Below are 17,148 nucleotides of genomic sequence, written 5' to 3'. Positions count from 1 at the left end.
AGGAGCGCGCTTGCGCGCGATCGCTCCTTGCCCTAAGGCGCGTCTTCTCCGCGCTGTCGGCTTTTCGCGCGCTAGCGCGCTCCTACATATCCTTTCTTATTTCGCGGCTTTGTCGGTGGTGAACTTGTAGGTCATGACGTTCTTGTACGTCTGGCCGGGTTCCAGCCGGGCGGAGCCAAAATCCGGCTGGTTCGGCGTATCCGGGAAGATCTGCGGTTCCAGCGCGAACGCATCGCCCTCGCGGTAGATGCCGCCCGACTTGCCCGACGTCGTGCCATCCAGGAAGTTGCCGGAATAGAACTGTAGCCCCGGCTGCGCCGACCACAGCGACAGCACGCGGCCGCTCTTCGGATCGGATACACGGGCCACTTCACGCGGTGCCGTTGCTTCCTTCCGGGAGATGACCCAGTTGTGGTCGTAGCCACGGCCGAACACGAGCTGCTGTTCACTCGCGTGGCGCAGGTCGCGCCCAATCGGCTTGGCCTTGCGGAAGTCGAAATACGTACCCGCCACGCTGCGTACTTCACCGGTGGGAATGGCCGTCGCATCCGTGGGCAGGTACGCATCCCCCGCGATCATCAGCTTCTGGTCTTCCACGCTGCCGGAGCCTTCGCCTGCCAGGTTCCAGTAGGTGTGGTTAGTGATGTTGACGATGGTGGGCTTGTCCGTGGTGGCCGTGTATTCGATCGTGAGCTCGTTCTTGTCGTTGATCGAGTACTTCGCCGTGGTGGTGAGCTGGCCGGGGTAGCCCTGGTCGCCATCCGGGCTGACATACGTCATCGTCACGCTCGGGTTCGCGCCGGACTCCACCTTATCCACTGTCCACACGACCTTGTCGAAGCCCAACTTGCCGCCGTGCAGCGAATTGGGGCCATCGTTCACTGGTACCGTGTAGTCCTTGCCATCGAGCTTGAACTTGCCCTTGGCAATGCGGTTCGCGTAGCGGCCCACCGTGTCACCGAAGTACTGCGGCTTGTCGAACGTGCCCTTCAGGTCCGGATAGCCAAGCACGATATCGCCTGGCTTGCCGTTACGATCGGGCACGTCCAGCGCATACAGGGCGGCGCCCAGCGAGATTACTTTCGCGGTCATGCCCTTGCCGTTGGTAAGCGTAACGACCGTTACATCTTTGCCATCCGGCGTGTTGCCGAACGATGCCTTCGTCGCATCGCCGGCCATGGCGGTCGTCGTGCTCCCAAGCAGAATTGCCGTGATCGATACGGCCAGAAGCTTATCCATCTTCCACTCCCATTGTGGTGACCTGCTGACGAGAGCATATTTGTCCGACAATTGACAAGCTGCGCTGCGTCAACGTTGTGGGCGGGAATGTCGCTAGGATGGCGCGGTTGTTAACGCGGGAAGGGGCGCGATGGCACCGAAGATGGCAAATTCACGAAGCCTGCACGGCCAGGTCGTCGAGCAGATCGGCAGTTCCATCGTCAGCGGCGAGCTGACGCCGGGTGATTCCCTGCCGGGCGAAGCGCAGCTTGCCGCCCAGATGGATGTCAGCCGAACCATCCTGCGCGAAGCGCTAAAGGTGCTTGCAGCCAAAGGCCTCATCGAGACCCGGCAGAAGACCGGTATGCGCGTGCGCGATGCGCGCTTCTGGAACCACCTCGATCCTGACGTGCTCACCTGGCGTTGCGAGGCCATGCCTACCGAAGCGTTCGTGGGCAAACTGGTGGAGATGCGCGAGATCATCGAGCCGGCCGCCTGCATGGCCGCCGCCCGGCGGCGCGATGCCGCGCAGCTCGAAGCGATTGGTGAGGCGCTGGATGCGATGGAGGAGGCTCCCGACCTGGACGCCTGGGCGGAGGCCGACCTGCGTTTCCACGAGGCCGTATTGGCGGCGACCAACAACGAATTGCTGAGCTCGCTGTTTTCGGTGATCGAGACGGCGCTCGCCACGTTCTTCGTGATGTCCGCTCGCACCGCGAAGAACTTCAAATACTCCCTGCCAAATCATCGCGCCGTCTACGAGGCGATCCGCCGCCGCCGACCGAACGAGGCCGCCACCGCCATGCGCGCGATGATCGAGGATTCGCGCAGCAACATGCGCAAGGGCCGCCGCTGACAAGAAGGGCCGGCTTTCGCCGGCCCTTCCCTAACCTGTAGGAGCGCGCTTGCGCGCGATGGGTGCTCGCGACGAGCCCGCATCGCGCGCCAGCACGCTCCTACATGTACATCGGCGTCAGCAACAACGCCCCCCGGTGCCGCGGTAGCGCGCCTCCTGGCGCTCCCTGAAAAATTCGCCGTAGCTGGGTACGCGGCGTTCCGGGTGATGTTCGCGCAGGTGTTTCACGTACACGTCGTAATCGGGCACGCCACAGCAGAGGCGGGCGGTTTGCACCGCCCACTTCCACAGTGAACGCGGCGAGGCAGCGGTGAACGTATCCATCGCCATGCTCCTTACTGGGCCACGCTGGAAAGCGCGACATACGGTTCTTCATGCGCGGTGGCGTGGTTGGCACGCCATGCCCGTACGATGGCACGCAGCGAGAAGAACAGCATGGTCAGCACCAGCAGCATGAACAGGCCGGTGAGGGCCATATCCACGCGGTTGTTGGTGATGATCCGCTGCATCTCGTCCGCGGTCTTTGCCGGCGGCAGCAGTTTGTTGGCGGCGGCCGCTTCCGCGTACTTGTTCGCCGCGGCGGTGAAGCTGATCTTCGCATCGAACAGCTTCTGCCAGCCCGCGGTGAGCGTGCAGATCACGAGCCACGCGGCGGGCACGGCAGGCACCAGCACATAACGTTCGCGTTTCAGCTTGACGACCACCACGGTGGCCAGCATCAGCGCGATGGCGGCGAGCATCTGGTTGGCGATACCAAACAGCGGCCACAAGGTGTTGATGCCGCCGAGCGGGTCCACGGCACCTTGGTACAGAAAATAGCCCCACAGCCCCACGCAGATGACGGTGGCCAGCACGTTGCTCACCCATGAATCGGTCTTCTTGAGCGGTGCATAGGCCATGCCCGCCAGTTCCTGGATCATGAAGCGGCCCACGCGCGTACCGGCATCCACGGTGGTCAGGATAAACAGCGCTTCGAACAGGATGGCGTAGTGGTACCACAGGGCCATCATGTTCTCGCCCGGCATGATGCCGTGAAGCAGCTGGGCCATGCCTACCGCCAGCGTGGGAGCGCCGCCCGCGCGGCCGAGGATGGTGGACTCACCGATGTTCTTTGCAGTATCGGTCAGTTCGGCAGGGGTTACGACAAAGCCCCACTGGCTGATCGCCGCGGCAGCATCCTGCACCGTGGTGCCCACCAGCGCGCCCGGCGAGTTCATGGCGAAGTAGACGCCAGGGTGCAACGATGAGGCAGCGATCAGCGCCATGATGGCGACGAACGCCTCCATGAGCATGCCGCCGTAGCCGACCATGCGGGCTTCGCCCTCGTTGGCCAGCAGCTTCGGCGTGGTGCCGGAGGCAATGATCGAATGCCAGCCGGAGACCGCCCCGCAGGCGATGGTGATGAACAGGAACGGGAACAGGTTGCCCTGGAACACCGGGCCGGTGCCATCGATGAACTGAGTGACCGCGGGCATCTGTAGGGTGGGCGCCGCCAGGAAGATGGCCAGGGCGAGCAGGGCGATGGTGCCGATCTTGAGGAACGTGGAGAGGTAATCGCGCGGTGCGAGCAACAGCCACACCGGCAGTACCGAGGCGAAGAAGCCGTAGCCGATCAGCCACCAGGCAAGCGCCTTGGCATCGAAGTCGAAGAGGGCGGCGAGGGCAGGCGTGTCGTTCACGGTCTTGCCGTACCAGATCGAGCCCAAGAGCAGCACGAGGCCGATGATGGATACCTCGAGGATGCGGCCGGGACGGATGTAGCGCAGGTACACGCCCATGAGCAGGGCAATGGGGATGGTGGCGGCGACGGTGAACGTGCCCCACGGGCTATGGGTCAGTGCCTTGACCACCACCAGCGCCAGCACCGCCAGCACGATCATCATCAGTACCAGCACACCGACCATGGCGATGACGCCGGGCACCTCACCCAGCTCCTCGCGCAGCATGTGGCCTAGCGAACGGCCGTCACGGCGCAGGGACAGGCCCAGGATCATGAAATCCTGCACTGCGCCGGCGAACACGACGCCGACCAGGATCCAGAGCATGCCGGGCAGGTAGCCCATCTGTGCGGCAAGCACGGGGCCGACAAGCGGGCCGGCACCGGCGATGGCGGCGAAGTGGTGGCCGAAGACCACCCATTTGTCGGTTGGAACGTAATCCAGGCCGTCGTTACGCAACACCGAGGGCGTTGCCCGGCTCGGATCGAGCTGGAGGACACGGCTGGCGATGAAGCGGCTGTAGAACCGGTACCCGATAAGGAACACGGCGATGGACGCGGTGACGAGCCAGATGGCGTTGATGGGCTCGCCGCGGCGCAGGGCCACGACGCCGAGACACCACGCGCCTACGATGGCGATGGCGGCCCACAGGATCTTGCCTGCAGGGCTGGGTTTAGGAATGGCGCTGTGCATGGTCTTCTCGGCTCCCCTTGCGGTTGCCACAAGGGTCGCCCCCGCGCCCTTGGGGGTCAATGCGTCACGGGCTCCCTACGTATTAGCCATTGGTCGAATGGTTTTACGGTGCTTGAGCCGGCGGCTCGCTCACGCCATGCTGGGGGCAACCCCACTCCCTGCGGCCTGCCGATGATTCGCGAGATCCTGAAAATGGGCGACGAGCGCCTTCTGCGCATCGCTCCCCCGGTTCCCGACAACATGGTGGGCTCGGAAGAGCTCGATGAGCTGATCGCCGATATGTTCGACACCATGCACCACGCCGGCGGCGTGGGGCTGGCCGCGCCGCAGATCGGCGTGGACCTGCAACTGGTGATCTTCGGGTTCGATAGCAGCGAACGTTACCCCGATGCGCCACCCGTGCCGCAGACCATCCTGCTCAACCCGGTGATCACACCGCTGTCGCAGGATATGGAGGAGGGGTGGGAAGGCTGCCTCTCGGTGCCTGGATTACGTGGCGCGGTGAATCGCTATTCGTTGATTCGCTACCAGGGCATCAGCCCGACCGGCGAACCGATCGACCGCACCGCCGAAGGGTTTCATGCCCGCGTGGTGCAGCACGAATGCGATCACCTGATCGGGCGGCTGTATCCGTCGCGGATTACGGACTTCACGAAATTCGGGTTTACCGACGTGCTGTTCCCGGGAATGGATATCGGGGACGATTAGTCCGGGTCACCGGGCTATTCGGCTTCGGCCAGGGCTTCGACGAGCACCAGGAGGGCCTTGCGGCGCTCCTTGGGCAGGCGGCTGACGAGGCCGACCAGGCGCAGCTGCTCGCGTGAGTCAGCCCGGTAGAGCGCAGGGCTCTCTTTCACCCCGGTGGCGCCGCTGGGAGAACCGCGGCCCGTGGCCAGCCACTCGAAGTTCACGCCGAAGCGGACGGCCATATCGATCTGGCGTTCGAGCTCGGGCAAGCCGAGATCGCTGAGCCACTTACGTGCCGTTTCCCGGCTGACATCGAACAGATCGGCCAGCTGGGTAATGCGGCCGCGGCCTTTCTTGACGCCAGCCATGTCCAGCGCGACATGTAGACGTTGAGAAAAGCCTCGGTTGGTAAGTGGCATAACAACTCCGGAGGAACGCTTTTGCGGCGCAAATGACCCGGTATTGTTGATAGCCCGAGCCGGGAGCGTAAGCCCTTGACAGTTGCCAAGTCGTGCAATTTACGACTGCTTTTCGTTTTTAGGCCTTGCGGCGAAACGAGTTGACCGATTTTCTCATTTTATCGGCCGCTTGATGTGCTACGTCGGCGAAGTCCTTTTCGCTGCTCGCGTAGAGGATGGCGCGCGACGAGGAAATCATCAGGCCCGTACCGTCAGTCGTCTGGCCATGCTCCATGACCTTTTCGATGTCGCCGCCCTGGGCGCCGATGCCGGGGACCAGCAATGGCATGTTACCCACAATGGCACGCACGCGACCTAGTTCTTCTGGCCAGGTGGCCCCGGTGACCAGAGCGCAATTGCCGTTGCCATTCCAGTCCCTGGCAATGGTTTCCGCCACGCGCAGGTAAAGCGGCAGGCCGCCGCAATCCAGTGCCTGGAAATCCGCGCCACCCGGGTTGGAGGTGCGGCAGAGCAGGATCACGCCCTTATCGGCACGTTCGAGGAATGGATCGATCGAATCCTTGCCGAGGTACGGGTTGAGGGTAACGGCGTCGGCGTCGTAGCGGTCGAACGCTTCGGCGCGGTAGTGCTGGGCGGTGGACCCGATATCCCCGCGCTTGGCATCCAGGATGACCGGGATGCCGGGATGCTTGTCGTGGATATGTTTGATCAGCCGCTCGAGTGCGCCCTCGGCGCGCTGTGCGGCGAAGTGGGCGATCTGCGGTTTGAAGGCACAGACCAGCCCGGCCGTGGCATCGACGATGTCCCGGCAGAAGGTAAAGATGCCGTCCTCGCCGGTAAGCCCGGCAGGCAGCCGGCCCGGCTCAGGGTCCAGGCCTACGCATACAAGCGAGTCGTTGCGACGCCAGGCGTCCTTCAGCGAGTTCATGAAGTTCACGGGAGCCGCTCCAATAAGGGAATGTAGGAGCGCGCTTGCGCGCGATGCTTTTCCCATCCTGCCTTGCGGCAGGAGCCATCGCGCGCAAGCGCGCTCCTACAGGGTTGCGGGTCTTGTCAGACCAGCTTCTTGTATTTAACGCGCTTCGGGCCGGCGTCGTCGCCGAGGCGGCGCTTCTTGTCGGCTTCGTACTCGTTGTAGTTGCCCGGGAAGAACTCGACGTGCGAATCGCCTTCGAACGCAATGATGTGCGTGGCGATGCGATCGAGGAACCAGCGGTCATGCGAGATGACCACGGCGCAGCCCGGGAACTCGAGCAAGGCGTCTTCGAGTGCGCGCAGCGTTTCGACGTCCAGATCGTTCGACGGTTCGTCGAGCAGCAGCACGTTGCCACCCTGGAGCAGGGTCTTGGCCATGTGCAGGCGGCCACGCTCACCACCGGAGAGCGAACCGACGATCTTCTGCTGGTCGGTGCCCTTGAAGTTGAAGCGGCCGATGTAGGCGCGCGACTGGATCTCGAAGTTACCGATCGTAAGGATGTCCGAACCGCCCGACACTTCCTGCCACACATTGTTGGCCGGATCGAGTGCATCGCGGGACTGGTCGACGTAGGCCAGCTTGACCGTGTGGCCCAGCTTCACTTCGCCGGAATCCGGCGTTTCCTTGCCCATGATCATTTTCATGAGCGTGGACTTACCGGCACCGTTCGGGCCGATGACGCCGACAATGGCGCCGCCGGGGATCTTGAACGACAGGTCTTCGATCAGCACGCGATCGCCGAACGACTTGGTGACGTTCTTGAACTCGATCACTTCCTGGCCCAGGCGCTCACCCGGCGGAATGAAGATTTCATTGGTTTCGTTGCGGCGCTGGTACTCGACCGAGTTCAGCTCCTCGAAGCGGTTAAGGCGAGCCTTGCCCTTCGACTGGCGGCCCTTGGCGGCCGAACGCACCCACTCCAGCTCCTTCTGGATCGCCTTCTGGCGCGACTTCTCCTGGTTGGCTTCCTGCTTAAGGCGCTCGTCCTTCTGCTCCAGCCACTCGGTGTAGTTGCCCTTCCAGGGAATGCCGCGGCCGCGATCCAGCTCAAGGATCCACTCGGCGGCGTTGTCGAGGAAGTAGCGATCATGGGTGACCGCCACGACCGTACCCGGGTAGTCGTGCAGGAAGGTTTCCAGCCAGTCGACCGATTCGGCGTCGAGATGGTTGGTGGGCTCGTCGAGCAGGAGCATATCCGGCTTGGAGAGCAGCAGGCGGCACAGCGCCACGCGGCGCTTTTCACCACCGGACAGCGGGCCGATCTTCGCATCCCACGGCGGCAGGCGCAGGGCATCGGCAGCCACTTCGAGCTGGCGCTCCAGGGCGTGCGCATCGTTGGCGGCCAGGATGCCTTCCAGCTTTTCCTGTTCCTTGGCGAGCGCGTCGAAATCGGCGCCGTCCTCGGCGTAGGCCGCATAGACTTCTTCAAGGCGCTTCTGGGCATCGAGGACTTCGGAAACGCCTTCCTCGACGGCTTCGCGCACCGTCTTGTTCGGATCCAGGTCGGGTTCCTGCGCGAGGTAACCGATCTTGGTGCCCGGGTTGGCGCGGGCTTCGCCCTGGAAGTCCTTGTCGACGCCGGCCATGATCCGCAGCACCGTCGACTTGCCGGCACCGTTGATGCCCAGCAGGCCGATCTTGGCGCCGGGGAAGAACGACAGCGAGATGTCCTTGATGATCTGGCGCTTCGGGGGGACGATCTTGCTCACCCCGTTCATGGTGTAGATGTATTGCATGGACGCTCCGTCAGGAAAGCCGTGCCCCGGAACCAGGAAGGCTCCCACCGGGCAAACCCCTATTATAGCGAGCTTCCATGTCGAAGGCTGACCACCACGGGGCATCTGGCGCGGAATTGCGTAGGCGGGCGCCTCGCAGGCTGTAGGGCGGTGCGCGAGCGGGGTGGTTGCGACCTATAGTCCGGCCCCCTCACCGCGAAAGGACTCGTGTCATGCCCATGTTCCCCCGCCTCGCCCTGGGCCTGCTGGCCTGCCTGGGTGCCTCAGCGGCGCTCGGCGCCGCCCCCGGCACCGCCCCTGGCTCGCCCTACGTTCACATCACCGGTGCGGACGAGATCCCACTCATGGAGACGGGCGAAGTCACCCCCCTGCGCCTGTTCATCTTCCTGCACGACGACGTGGTGAACCCGCCGGTGAGCCCGGCGGACGACCCGTTCATGTTCCATGCGGCGCTCGGCGATGACGGCCGGCCGCCCGATACGCTCATAAAGACCATTCACGATGGCTACATCGGCTGGTGGCTGGATGAGCTTCAGCAGATGCTCCCCGGCCAGCCGATCCGGGTGACGTACCTTACCGACATGCCCGGTCTCACAGACATCCGACACGGGCATGACGAGACGCTGGCCGACTGGTCGTTCGCACTGCGTCGTTTTGCGGAGGTCTATGGCTTGCCCTGGATGGCCAGCTACCGCAACAAGTTCATCCTGCTTGTTCCCGAGAATGTCGGCTTCCTCTCCGCGGGCAAGGCCTATGGCGAGGGGGCTGAAGCGGTAGCGTCCCTGACGGGGCCCTGGAACATCGTCGCGCACGAGGTGGGCCACCTGCTGGGCGCGACCCATGAGGATGCCGAAACACGCGCCACGGACTGGTGGTGGTGCCAGACCACGATGACCGCCATTCCGGTGCCCTTCCTCAACAGCTGCTACGCGTATTCCGCCGCCAACCGGCGGCGGATCCAGGATTACTACCACCTGGGGCCAGCCCTGCCGCGCGCCCAGGGCCAGGTCGCGGGGCCGGTCGTCGACTGACCGGCCCCCTCGTTGGGGCCAGGGTTTCAGTCGCGGTCGAATACACCCTCGTCAAGGTAACGACGGATGCGCGCCTGGTTGGCCTTTGAATAGACCTCGCACGGCCACCGGAAGAGCTGCGGGTCGGTCATCATGGTGTCGCAGAAGGCCCAACGCTCCACGTCACCATGTACGGCGCCCAGCGTGTGGCCCAGCTCGTGGGCCACCGTGTTGGCATTCCGCACACTGGCCATGGCAAAGCGATCGCCCGCAAAGGCAATGCCCAGCACGTTGCCGCCGGTGGGCGCTCCCTGGGTCACCAGCACCATGCGGATCGCCCGCCGGTCGACCGCCAGGCGATCGGCCACGGGGCCGGCCCGGCGTGCCCAGTCGTGCAAGGCGCGTTCGTACCCATAAGGGGTCAGCTCCAGGTTTTCCCACTGGCGGTGCACATGGATCCGGATGTCCTGGCCGGGCACGACCTCCGAGCGCATGTGGCCCAGCCAGGCGCTGACATGCTCGGAAACGAAATCCTGCTCGTTCATCTGCACGTCCTGGTGCAGGACGAAATGGATATCCAGGGTGGGTGGCGGGGTGGCCAGGGCAGGCAAGGGCAACACGGCGGCAAGCGCCAGTACAAGGCGTTTCATGGCAAATCCTTTTGCAATTCATGGGGATGGGCATCGGTGCCCGGAGCCGAGTCTAGGCGCGACGGGCCCTGTTGTGGCGCCCGACGGTGAAATGATCGGCATTCGCCTACACGTTTTGTCGGTAAACCCTTGAGTTTCGGCGGCCTAGTGGCCGGCCCACACCCCGGGCGTTACACTTTCAAGTCTCCATTCCCCACCCGTACAACGAGGTTGAGATGTTCCCGAAGGATGCAACGATCGCCGGCTACGACGACGAACTCGCCCAGGCGATCGCCAACGAGTCCCGCCGCCAGGAAGATCACGTCGAACTGATCGCCTCCGAGAACTACGCCAGCCCGCGTGTGATGGAAGCCCAGGGCTCCACGCTGACCAACAAGTACGCCGAGGGTTACCCGGGCAAGCGCTACTACGGTGGCTGTGAATACGTGGATGTCGCCGAGAAGCTGGCTATCGAGCGCCTGAAGAAGCTGTTCGGCGCCGATTACGCCAACGTGCAGCCGCACTCGGGCTCGCAGGCCAACCAGGCCGTTTACTTCGCGCTGCTGCAGCCGGGCGACACCATCCTGGGCATGAGCCTGGCCCATGGTGGCCACCTTACCCACGGTGCCAAGGTCAACCTCTCGGGCAAGATCTTCAATGCCGTGCAGTACGGCATCGATCCGGACACGGGCCTGGTCAACTACGACGAGATCGAAAAGCTCGCCGTGGAGCACAAGCCCAAGATGATCGTCGCCGGCTTCTCGGCTTACTCGCAGGTGCTCGACTGGGCACGCTTCCGTGAGATCGCCGACAAGGTGGGTGCGTACCTGTTCGTGGACATGGCCCACGTCGCCGGCCTCATCGCGGCCGGTGTGTACCCGAACCCGGTGCCGCACGCCCACGTCGTTACCTCCACCACGCACAAAACCCTCCGCGGTCCGCGCGGCGGCATCATCGTGGCGAAGGGCCTGGGCGAAGAACTCGAGAAGAAGCTGCAGTCGGTGGTGTTCCCCGGTATCCAGGGCGGCCCGCTGATGCACGTGATCGCTGCGAAGGCCGTGGCCTTCAAGGAAGCGCTCGAACCCGAATTCACCGAGTACCAGAAGCAGGTCGTGGCCAACGCCAAGGCCATGGCGAAGACGCTGATCGCACGTGGCTACAAGGTCGTGTCGGGCGGTACGGAAAACCACCTGATGCTGATCGACCTGATCGGCCGCGATGCCACCGGCAAGGATGCGGAAGCCGCGCTGGGCAAGGCGCACATCACGGTGAACAAGAACGCCGTGCCGAACGATCCACGTTCGCCGTTCATCACCTCGGGCCTGCGCGTCGGCACGCCGGCGATCACCACCCGTGGTTACAAGGAAGCCGATACGATCGATCTGGCTAACTGGATCTGTGACGTACTCGATGCGCCGAACGACGATGCCGTCATCGCTGCGGTGCGCGAGAAGGTCACGGCGCAGTGCAAGCGCTTCCCGGTATACGGCTGATCGATGCATTGTCCGTTCTGCCAGCACGAAGACACCCGCGTCATCGATTCCCGGCTCACTGAAGATGGTGGGACGGTGCGTCGGCGGCGCGAGTGCCCGCAGTGTGGTGAGCGTTTCAATACATTCGAAACGGCCGAACTGAAACTCCCGGCGATCGTGAAATCAGGCGATCGCCGCGAGCCGTTCGACGAGCACAAACTGCGGGTGAGCTTCGAACGTGCGCTGCAGAAGCGCCCGGTCGCCAGCGACGCGGTAGATGCCGCCATGCGTGCGGTCACCAATGATTTGCGCCGCAGCGGCGAGCGCGAGGTGCCATCACGCCACGTCGGCGAACTGGTCATGCGCGAACTCAAGGCGCTCGACCAGGTCGCCTACGTACGCTTCGCGTCCGTGTACCGCCGCTTCGAGGATGTCCACGCGTTCCGCGAGGAGATCGAGAAGCTGGAGCGTGACCTGCCTTCGCTCGAGGGCCTGCAATTGCCGCTGCTTGAAGCGGCACGGCGCGGACGCAAGAGCTGATGAGCCGCCCGTTCTTTCCCGCCATGGACCATGTCCACATGGCCCATGCACTGCGCCTTGCTGCGCGCGGCATGCATACCACCCAGCCCAACCCGCGGGTGGGTTGTGTCATCGCACGGGGCGAGACGGTGCTGGGTACCGGCTGGCATCCGAAGGCCGGTGAGCCGCATGCGGAAGTATTCGCGCTACGCGAGGCGGGCGAGTCCGCGCGCGGTGCCACGGCGTACGTGACGCTTGAACCTTGCGCGCACCACGGGCGGACACCGCCCTGCGCGGATGCACTCATCGCGGCCGGTGTTGGCCGCGTGGTCATCGCGCACGAAGATCCGTTCACGCAGGTGGATGGGAAGGGCATCGAAAAGATTCGCGCCGCCGGTATCGGCGTCCAGATCGGCCTGATGCGAGATGCCGCGCACGAACTCAACATCGGCTTTTTCAGCCGCATCCAGCGTGGTCGCCCGTGGGTGCGTGTGAAGCTGGCCATGAGCCTCGACGGCCGCACCGCGCTGGCCGATGGCTCTTCGAAGTGGATTACTGGCGAAGCGGCGCGCGCGGATGTGCAGCGCTGGCGCGCCCGTGCCTCCGCCATCCTTTCTGGCAGCGGCACCGTGCTTGCCGATGATCCGCACCTTACCGTGCGGCTCCCGGAGGGCGAAGCGTTCGTGCCGCCGTTGCGTGCGATCCTGGATACGCACCTGCGCACCCCGGCCGGTTTGCATGTGCTCGATGACAGCGCGCCAACCGTGTTGCTCCACGCAGCGGGTGCTGAGGTGCCTGCACACTTGCAGGATGTGCGGCGTGCCGCGATCCGCGTCGAGGAAGGCAAGGGGCTGGATCTGCGGGCCGCACTGCACTGGCTGGCGCAGCACGATGTGAACGAAGTGCACGTCGAAGCGGGCCCGGTACTCTGTGGCGCCTTGCTCGCCGAAGGGCTGGCGGATGAGCTGCTGATCTACGTGGCGCCGGTGTTGCTGGGGAACAGCGCGCGACCGATGCTGCACCTGCCGCCGCTGGATGACATGGCGTCGCGCTGGAAGCTGGATACGATTGATCGCCGCCAGGTGGGCGATGATATGCGCCTGCTGATGCGTCCCTCGGCCCCATGAAACACGTGCGCTGGGGCATCATCGGTTGCGGCGCGGTCACCGAGTTGAAAAGCGGGCCGGCCTTCGCGAAAGTGCCGGGTTCCTCGCTGGTCGCGGTCATGCGCCGCGATGGCGACAAGGCGCGCGACTACGCGGAACGCCACGGCGTACAGTGTTGGTATGACGACGCGCAGGCGCTGATCTCCGATGAGCAGGTTGACGCGGTCTACATCGCCACGCCGCCGTCGAGCCATCGCGAGTACGCGCTGAAGGCCATCGCCGCCGGCAAGCCGGTGTACATCGAAAAACCCATGGCGATGGATCATCGCGAATGCCTCGATATCGTCGAGGCGGGCAGGGCGGCCGGCGTGCCGGTATTCGTGGCCTATTACCGCCGCGCGTTGCCGCGCTTCACCACCATCGCCCGGTTGCTGCGCGAAGGCGCCATCGGCACGCCGCGCTTCGTGACCACGCTGCTGCACCATCCGTTTGAAAGGCAGTACCAGGACAAGGCGAACCTGCCATGGCGGGTGCGCCCGGAGCTCTCCGGCGGCGGTATCTTTGTCGATATCGGCAGCCATACGCTGGATATCCTGGATTTCCTGCTGGGCCCGATCGTGGACGTTCGCGGCATGGCCCGGAACCAGATGGCCGCCTACCCGGCCGAAGACACGGTCGCCATGGCCTTTGCTTTCGAAGGCGGCGTCGTGGGGACCGGGCTGTGGAACTTCGGTGCCGACCGCCGTGAGGATCGCGTGGAAATCGTGGGTGATCGCGGCCGGTTGGTCTTCGCCACCTTTGGCGATGGCCCCATTCACGTCGAAACCGACGGCAAGACCGACAACCTTCTCATCGAAAACCCGGCACATATACAGCAGCCATTGATCACCACGATGGTGGATGCACTGCTGGGGCGGGGCGCTTGCCCCTCGACGGGGGAAACCGCCGCCCGCACCAGCTGGGTCATGGACCAGGTTCTAAGATCTATGTAGGAGCGCGCTTGCGCGCGATGGGTGCTCGCCTCATACCCCGCATCGCGCGCAAGCGCGCTCCTACAAAAAAGCGGGCTTGCATGGGGTATCCCGGCCCCCATGTTATGCTCCGCACCACATTCAAGCGTCTTCAGGGCGGGGCGAAACTCCCCACCGGCGGTAGGTTTCCCTTGGGAAATAAGCCCGCGAGCGCTCCCGGCAGCTGCCGGGAGGTCAGCAGATCCGGTCCAATGCCGGAGCCGACGGTTACAGTCCGGATGAAAGAAGACGGCACCATGCGCCCCCAACGGGCGCGTGGCGCCATGCGCCTTGGGGCGTTTTTCGCCAACCTAGCGGGAAACGTTTCATGAAAACCCAGCGTTCCGTCGCGGCCTCCATCGCAGGGGGCCTCTGATATGTTCACCGGCATTATCCAGGCCGTCGGCCGCATCGCGCGGCTCGAGCCACGTGGCGGTGACGTGCGCCTCGTGGTCGATACCACCACCCTCGATATGGCCGATGTCGCCCTGGGCGACAGCATCGCCGTGTCCGGGGTGTGCCTTACGGTTATCGAGTTCGATAGCCACAGCTTCGCCGCGGACGTGTCGAACGAGACCCTGGCCATGACCTCGCTGGGCAAGCACAAGGCTGGCGACAAGGTGAATCTCGAAAAGGCCCTGCGCCTGGCCGATCGCCTCGGCGGCCACCTGGTCTCGGGCCATGTCGATGGCACGGGCAAGGTCATGTCGGTGGTGCCCGATGGCCGCTCGTTGCGCTGGACCTTCGAGGTACCACGGGACCTGGCGCGCTACATCGCCCACAAGGGCTCGGTGTGCATCGATGGCACGAGTCTTACCGTGAACGAAGTGGATGGCACCCGGTTCGGCGTGAACCTGATCCCGCACACGGTGGAACACACGACGTTCTCGGCGCGCCGCCCCGGCGATGCCGTGAATATCGAAGTGGACGTGGTGGCCCGCTATGTGGAGCGCCTGCTCTCAAGCGGCGGCGCCCCGCGCCTCGACGAAGGTTTCCTTAAAGAACACGGCTTCGCCTGACCGGACCCTCCCCATGTCATTCAACACCATCCCCGAAATCCTCGAGGACCTGCGCAACGGCCGCATGGTCATCATCCTGGATGACGAAGACCGCGAGAACGAAGGCGACATCGTGATGGCGGCCGAGAAAGTGCGGCCCGAAGACGTGAACTTCATGGTGCGCGAGGCACGCGGCCTGATGTGCCTTACGCTCACCGAGCAGCGTACGCGCCAGCTCGGCCTGAAGCCGATGGTGGCGGACAACAATTCGCCGTACCACACCAATTTCACGGTCTCGATCGAGGCGGCTGAAGGCGTCACCACGGGCATCTCCGCCCACGACCGCGCTCGTACCGTGCAGGCAGCGGTGGCGAAGGATGCCAAGCCGGCCGACATCACCATGCCCGGGCACGTGTTCCCGCTCACTGCCCAGGCGGGGGGTGTGCTTACCCGTGCCGGCCACACCGAGGCCGGCTGCGACCTGGCCGCCATGGCGGGCCTTGATCCGTCCGCGGTGATCATCGAGGTGCTGCACGACGATGGCTCGATGGCGCGTCGGCCGGAGCTGGAGCTCTTCGCGGCGAAGCACGGCCTGAAGATCGGCACCATCGCCGACCTGATCCGTTACCGGCTGGAAACGGAAAAGACCGTGGAGCGCGTCTTCGAGGAAGACGTGGAAACGGAATTCGGCCCGTTCCACCTGGTGGCGTACCGTGATGCCATCCGCAGCGGCCTGCATTTTGCCTTGTCGCGCGGCGCCATCGCCGATGGCGGGCCGGTGCTTACCCGCGTGCACGTGCGCAACACGCTTTCCGATGTGCTGCACCTGAAGCGCGATGACCTGGGCCAGACGGTGACCGAAGCCCTGCGCCGCATTGCCGATGAGGATCGTGGCGTGATGCTGGTGCTCTCCGGCGCCGATACGCCCGAGGCACTGCTGGCGCGCCTGCGTGGCGACGCCGTGCCGATGCCCGCACCCAAGGATGACCAGGAATGGCGCCAGCTCGGCCTGGGCGCACAGATCCTTGCCGATCTTGGTGTGAAACGCCTGCGTGTGATCGGCACGCCGCGAAAGTTCGTGGGCATTTCGGGCTTCGGCCTTGAAGTGGTGGAGCAGGACAGCTAAACCTGAGCCCATGCCTGATACCTACGATATCCGCCTGATCGCCCCCGCCGGTTACCCACACAATCCCGAAGCCATGCGCATTGGCATCGAACGCCTGGAGGCGGCGGGCCACCGTGTGCACGGCAAGGACGTGCTGAAGCGCCGTGAATTGCGCTTTGCCGGGACCGATGCCCAGCGCGCCGCCGACATCAACGCCCTGGCCGATCCTGGCTTGCCGTTGCCCGATATCGCCCTGGCGATCCGCGGGGGCTATGGCGCCCACCCGGTGCTGCCGCTGCTGGATTACGACGGGCTGCGCGCCCGGCTCGGTCGTTCGCCGCTGCCGCTGGTGGGGCATAGCGACTTCACGGCCCTGCAGTGCGCCCTGCTGGCCCGCAGCGGCCTGCCCACCCTGGGAGGGCCGATGCTCGGCCCGGATTTCGGTGCCCCCGAACTGGATACGCTGACCTGGGAGCACTTCTGGAAAACGCTGGGTAGCGGGGAGGGCGAGGCCACCTGGGATACGCCCGACGCCGCCGACCTGGCCCTGGAAGGCACGATCTGGGGTGGCAACCTGGCCATGCTTTCCGGCCTGGTGGGCTCGGATTACTTCCCCCGGATCGAGGGTGGCATCCTGTTCATCGAGGACATCGCCGAACCGCCATACCGGGTGGAGCGCATGCTGTATCACTTGCTCCACGCCGGGGTGCTCGGCAAGCAGAAGGCCTTGCTGATCGGCGATTTCACCAGCTGCCGGGTGGCCGAGTACGACAACGGCTACGACCTCTCCGTGGCCTTCGAGCGGATTGGCGCGGCGGCGGGCATTCCGCTGGTTCGCGGCCTGCCGTTTGGCCATGGCCCGGCCAAGCTCACCCTGCCTTTTGGCGTCCACGGCCGCCTGGATGTGGCCGATGGCCGTGCCCGCCTGGCCTTTAGCGGCCACCCACGCCCCAAAACCCCGTAAAATACCCGGCCGCCCGGCGGCCGCCCGCCCCA

17 protein-coding genes and 1 riboswitch are annotated in these 17,148 nt (G+C 64.6%); of the genes, 10 read left to right on the top strand and 7 right to left on the bottom strand.

All coding sequences use genetic code 11. The features are described from left to right. Positions 1-96: 96 nt before the first annotated feature. Positions 97-1,239, bottom strand: coding sequence for an aldose epimerase family protein (locus ABIE56_RS14935; protein WP_429244571.1), 1,143 nt, complete (start codon positions 1,237-1,239; stop codon positions 97-99). Positions 1,240-1,381: 142 nt separating this feature from the next. Here ABIE56_RS14935 and ABIE56_RS14930 point away from each other — a divergent pair, with 142 nt between their 5' ends. Then, positions 1,382-2,074, top strand: a complete 693-nt coding sequence (locus ABIE56_RS14930) for a FadR/GntR family transcriptional regulator (protein ID WP_429244570.1) — start codon at positions 1,382-1,384, stop codon at positions 2,072-2,074. Between the two features lie 117 nt (positions 2,075-2,191). Here the strand turns inward: ABIE56_RS14930 and ABIE56_RS14925 are convergent, their stop codons facing one another. Then, positions 2,192-2,398 carry a YbdD/YjiX family protein gene (locus ABIE56_RS14925; protein WP_429244569.1) on the bottom strand — a complete coding sequence of 69 codons (207 nt, stop codon included), beginning with the start codon at positions 2,396-2,398 and terminating at the stop codon, positions 2,192-2,194. 11 nt (positions 2,399-2,409) lie between these two features. Beyond that, positions 2,410-4,485, bottom strand: coding sequence for a carbon starvation CstA family protein (locus ABIE56_RS14920; protein ID WP_429244568.1), 2,076 nt, complete (start codon positions 4,483-4,485; stop codon positions 2,410-2,412). A 171-nt stretch (positions 4,486-4,656) separates the two neighbouring features. Between ABIE56_RS14920 and def the strand changes: the two genes are divergently transcribed. Then, positions 4,657-5,193, top strand: coding sequence for a peptide deformylase (gene def / locus ABIE56_RS14915; RefSeq protein ID WP_429244585.1), 537 nt, complete (start codon positions 4,657-4,659; stop codon positions 5,191-5,193). A 14-nt stretch (positions 5,194-5,207) separates the two neighbouring features. On the opposite strand, the gene ABIE56_RS14910 is transcribed toward def, so the two are convergent. From ABIE56_RS14910 to ettA, 3 genes are all read right to left on the bottom strand, one after another. Beyond that, positions 5,208-5,591, bottom strand: a complete 384-nt coding sequence (locus ABIE56_RS14910) for a helix-turn-helix domain-containing protein (RefSeq protein WP_216159375.1) — start codon at positions 5,589-5,591, stop codon at positions 5,208-5,210. A gap of 118 nt (positions 5,592-5,709) precedes the next feature. After that, on the bottom strand, positions 5,710-6,528 hold the full coding sequence (gene pyrF, locus ABIE56_RS14905; protein ID WP_429244567.1) for an orotidine-5'-phosphate decarboxylase: 819 nt from the start codon (positions 6,526-6,528) through the stop codon (positions 5,710-5,712). A gap of 116 nt (positions 6,529-6,644) precedes the next feature. After that, positions 6,645-8,303, bottom strand: a complete 1,659-nt coding sequence (ettA, locus tag ABIE56_RS14900; RefSeq protein WP_429244566.1) for an energy-dependent translational throttle protein EttA — start codon at positions 8,301-8,303, stop codon at positions 6,645-6,647. Between the two features lie 212 nt (positions 8,304-8,515). On the opposite strand from ettA, the gene ABIE56_RS14895 reads away from it, so the two are divergent. After that, positions 8,516-9,334 carry a reprolysin-like metallopeptidase gene (locus tag ABIE56_RS14895; protein WP_429244565.1) on the top strand — a complete coding sequence of 273 codons (819 nt, stop codon included), beginning with the start codon at positions 8,516-8,518 and terminating at the stop codon, positions 9,332-9,334. A gap of 26 nt (positions 9,335-9,360) precedes the next feature. Here the strand turns inward: ABIE56_RS14895 and ABIE56_RS14890 are convergent, their stop codons facing one another. Continuing rightward, the gene (locus tag ABIE56_RS14890; protein ID WP_429244564.1) at positions 9,361-9,963 is read right to left on the bottom strand and encodes a hypothetical protein; all 603 of its coding nucleotides are present in this window, start codon (positions 9,961-9,963) and stop codon (positions 9,361-9,363) included. Between the two features lie 215 nt (positions 9,964-10,178). Between ABIE56_RS14890 and glyA the strand changes: the two genes are divergently transcribed. From glyA to ldcA, 7 genes are all read left to right on the top strand, one after another. Next, positions 10,179-11,435: a serine hydroxymethyltransferase gene (gene glyA / locus ABIE56_RS14885; protein ID WP_429244563.1), complete on the top strand. Its 1,257-nt coding sequence runs from the start codon at positions 10,179-10,181 to the stop codon at positions 11,433-11,435. A 3-nt stretch (positions 11,436-11,438) separates the two neighbouring features. Beyond that, the gene (gene nrdR / locus ABIE56_RS14880; protein ID WP_429244562.1) at positions 11,439-11,954 is read left to right on the top strand and encodes a transcriptional regulator NrdR; all 516 of its coding nucleotides are present in this window, start codon (positions 11,439-11,441) and stop codon (positions 11,952-11,954) included. A gap of 38 nt (positions 11,955-11,992) precedes the next feature. Further along, positions 11,993-13,060, top strand: a complete 1,068-nt coding sequence (gene ribD, locus ABIE56_RS14875; protein ID WP_429244584.1) for a bifunctional diaminohydroxyphosphoribosylaminopyrimidine deaminase/5-amino-6-(5-phosphoribosylamino)uracil reductase RibD — start codon at positions 11,993-11,995, stop codon at positions 13,058-13,060. After that, positions 13,057-14,031, top strand: coding sequence for a Gfo/Idh/MocA family protein (locus tag ABIE56_RS14870; RefSeq protein ID WP_429244561.1), 975 nt, complete (start codon positions 13,057-13,059; stop codon positions 14,029-14,031). The genes ribD and ABIE56_RS14870 overlap by 4 nt, the downstream gene beginning before the upstream one ends. A gap of 122 nt (positions 14,032-14,153) precedes the next feature. Beyond that, positions 14,154-14,304, top strand: a riboswitch (FMN riboswitch). 122 nt (positions 14,305-14,426) lie between these two features. Next, a complete protein-coding gene (locus ABIE56_RS14865) occupies positions 14,427-15,068 on the top strand; it encodes a riboflavin synthase (protein ID WP_429244560.1) in 642 nt (213 codons plus the stop codon). Between the two features lie 13 nt (positions 15,069-15,081). Next, positions 15,082-16,173: a bifunctional 3,4-dihydroxy-2-butanone-4-phosphate synthase/GTP cyclohydrolase II gene (gene ribBA, locus ABIE56_RS14860; protein ID WP_429244559.1), complete on the top strand. Its 1,092-nt coding sequence runs from the start codon at positions 15,082-15,084 to the stop codon at positions 16,171-16,173. A 10-nt stretch (positions 16,174-16,183) separates the two neighbouring features. Then, positions 16,184-17,116: a muramoyltetrapeptide carboxypeptidase gene (ldcA, locus tag ABIE56_RS14855; protein WP_429244558.1), complete on the top strand. Its 933-nt coding sequence runs from the start codon at positions 16,184-16,186 to the stop codon at positions 17,114-17,116. Positions 17,117-17,148: the final 32 nt, after the last annotated feature.

It is taken from the genome of Luteibacter sp. 621 (genome assembly GCF_050435445.1).
Taxonomy (GTDB): Bacteria; Pseudomonadota; Gammaproteobacteria; order Xanthomonadales; family Rhodanobacteraceae; genus Luteibacter.
Note: the sequence above shows the minus strand (reverse complement) of the source record. Positions and strands in the feature narration are given on the sequence as shown.

What these genes read in the sequence shown, in the direction of transcription:
- ABIE56_RS14935 (WP_429244571.1), bottom strand. Translation starts at nt 1,239, where the DNA reads ATGGATAAGCTTCTGGCCGTATCGATCACGGCAATTCTGCTTGGGAGC.
- ABIE56_RS14930 (WP_429244570.1), top strand. Translation starts at nt 1,382, where the DNA reads ATGGCAAATTCACGAAGCCTGCACGGCCAGGTCGTCGAGCAGATCGGC.
- ABIE56_RS14925 (WP_429244569.1), bottom strand. Translation starts at nt 2,398, where the DNA reads ATGGATACGTTCACCGCTGCCTCGCCGCGTTCACTGTGGAAGTGGGCG.
- ABIE56_RS14920 (WP_429244568.1), bottom strand. Translation starts at nt 4,485, where the DNA reads ATGCACAGCGCCATTCCTAAACCCAGCCCTGCAGGCAAGATCCTGTGG.
- def (WP_429244585.1), top strand. Translation starts at nt 4,657, where the DNA reads ATGATTCGCGAGATCCTGAAAATGGGCGACGAGCGCCTTCTGCGCATC.
- ABIE56_RS14910 (WP_216159375.1), bottom strand. Translation starts at nt 5,591, where the DNA reads ATGCCACTTACCAACCGAGGCTTTTCTCAACGTCTACATGTCGCGCTG.
- ettA (WP_429244566.1), bottom strand. Translation starts at nt 8,303, where the DNA reads ATGCAATACATCTACACCATGAACGGGGTGAGCAAGATCGTCCCCCCG.
- ABIE56_RS14895 (WP_429244565.1), top strand. Translation starts at nt 8,516, where the DNA reads ATGCCCATGTTCCCCCGCCTCGCCCTGGGCCTGCTGGCCTGCCTGGGT.
- ABIE56_RS14890 (WP_429244564.1), bottom strand. Translation starts at nt 9,963, where the DNA reads ATGAAACGCCTTGTACTGGCGCTTGCCGCCGTGTTGCCCTTGCCTGCC.
- glyA (WP_429244563.1), top strand. Translation starts at nt 10,179, where the DNA reads ATGTTCCCGAAGGATGCAACGATCGCCGGCTACGACGACGAACTCGCC.
- nrdR (WP_429244562.1), top strand. Translation starts at nt 11,439, where the DNA reads ATGCATTGTCCGTTCTGCCAGCACGAAGACACCCGCGTCATCGATTCC.
- ribD (WP_429244584.1), top strand. Translation starts at nt 11,993, where the DNA reads ATGGCCCATGCACTGCGCCTTGCTGCGCGCGGCATGCATACCACCCAG.
- ABIE56_RS14870 (WP_429244561.1), top strand. Translation starts at nt 13,057, where the DNA reads ATGAAACACGTGCGCTGGGGCATCATCGGTTGCGGCGCGGTCACCGAG.
- ABIE56_RS14865 (WP_429244560.1), top strand. Translation starts at nt 14,427, where the DNA reads ATGTTCACCGGCATTATCCAGGCCGTCGGCCGCATCGCGCGGCTCGAG.
- ribBA (WP_429244559.1), top strand. Translation starts at nt 15,082, where the DNA reads ATGTCATTCAACACCATCCCCGAAATCCTCGAGGACCTGCGCAACGGC.
- ldcA (WP_429244558.1), top strand. Translation starts at nt 16,184, where the DNA reads ATGCCTGATACCTACGATATCCGCCTGATCGCCCCCGCCGGTTACCCA.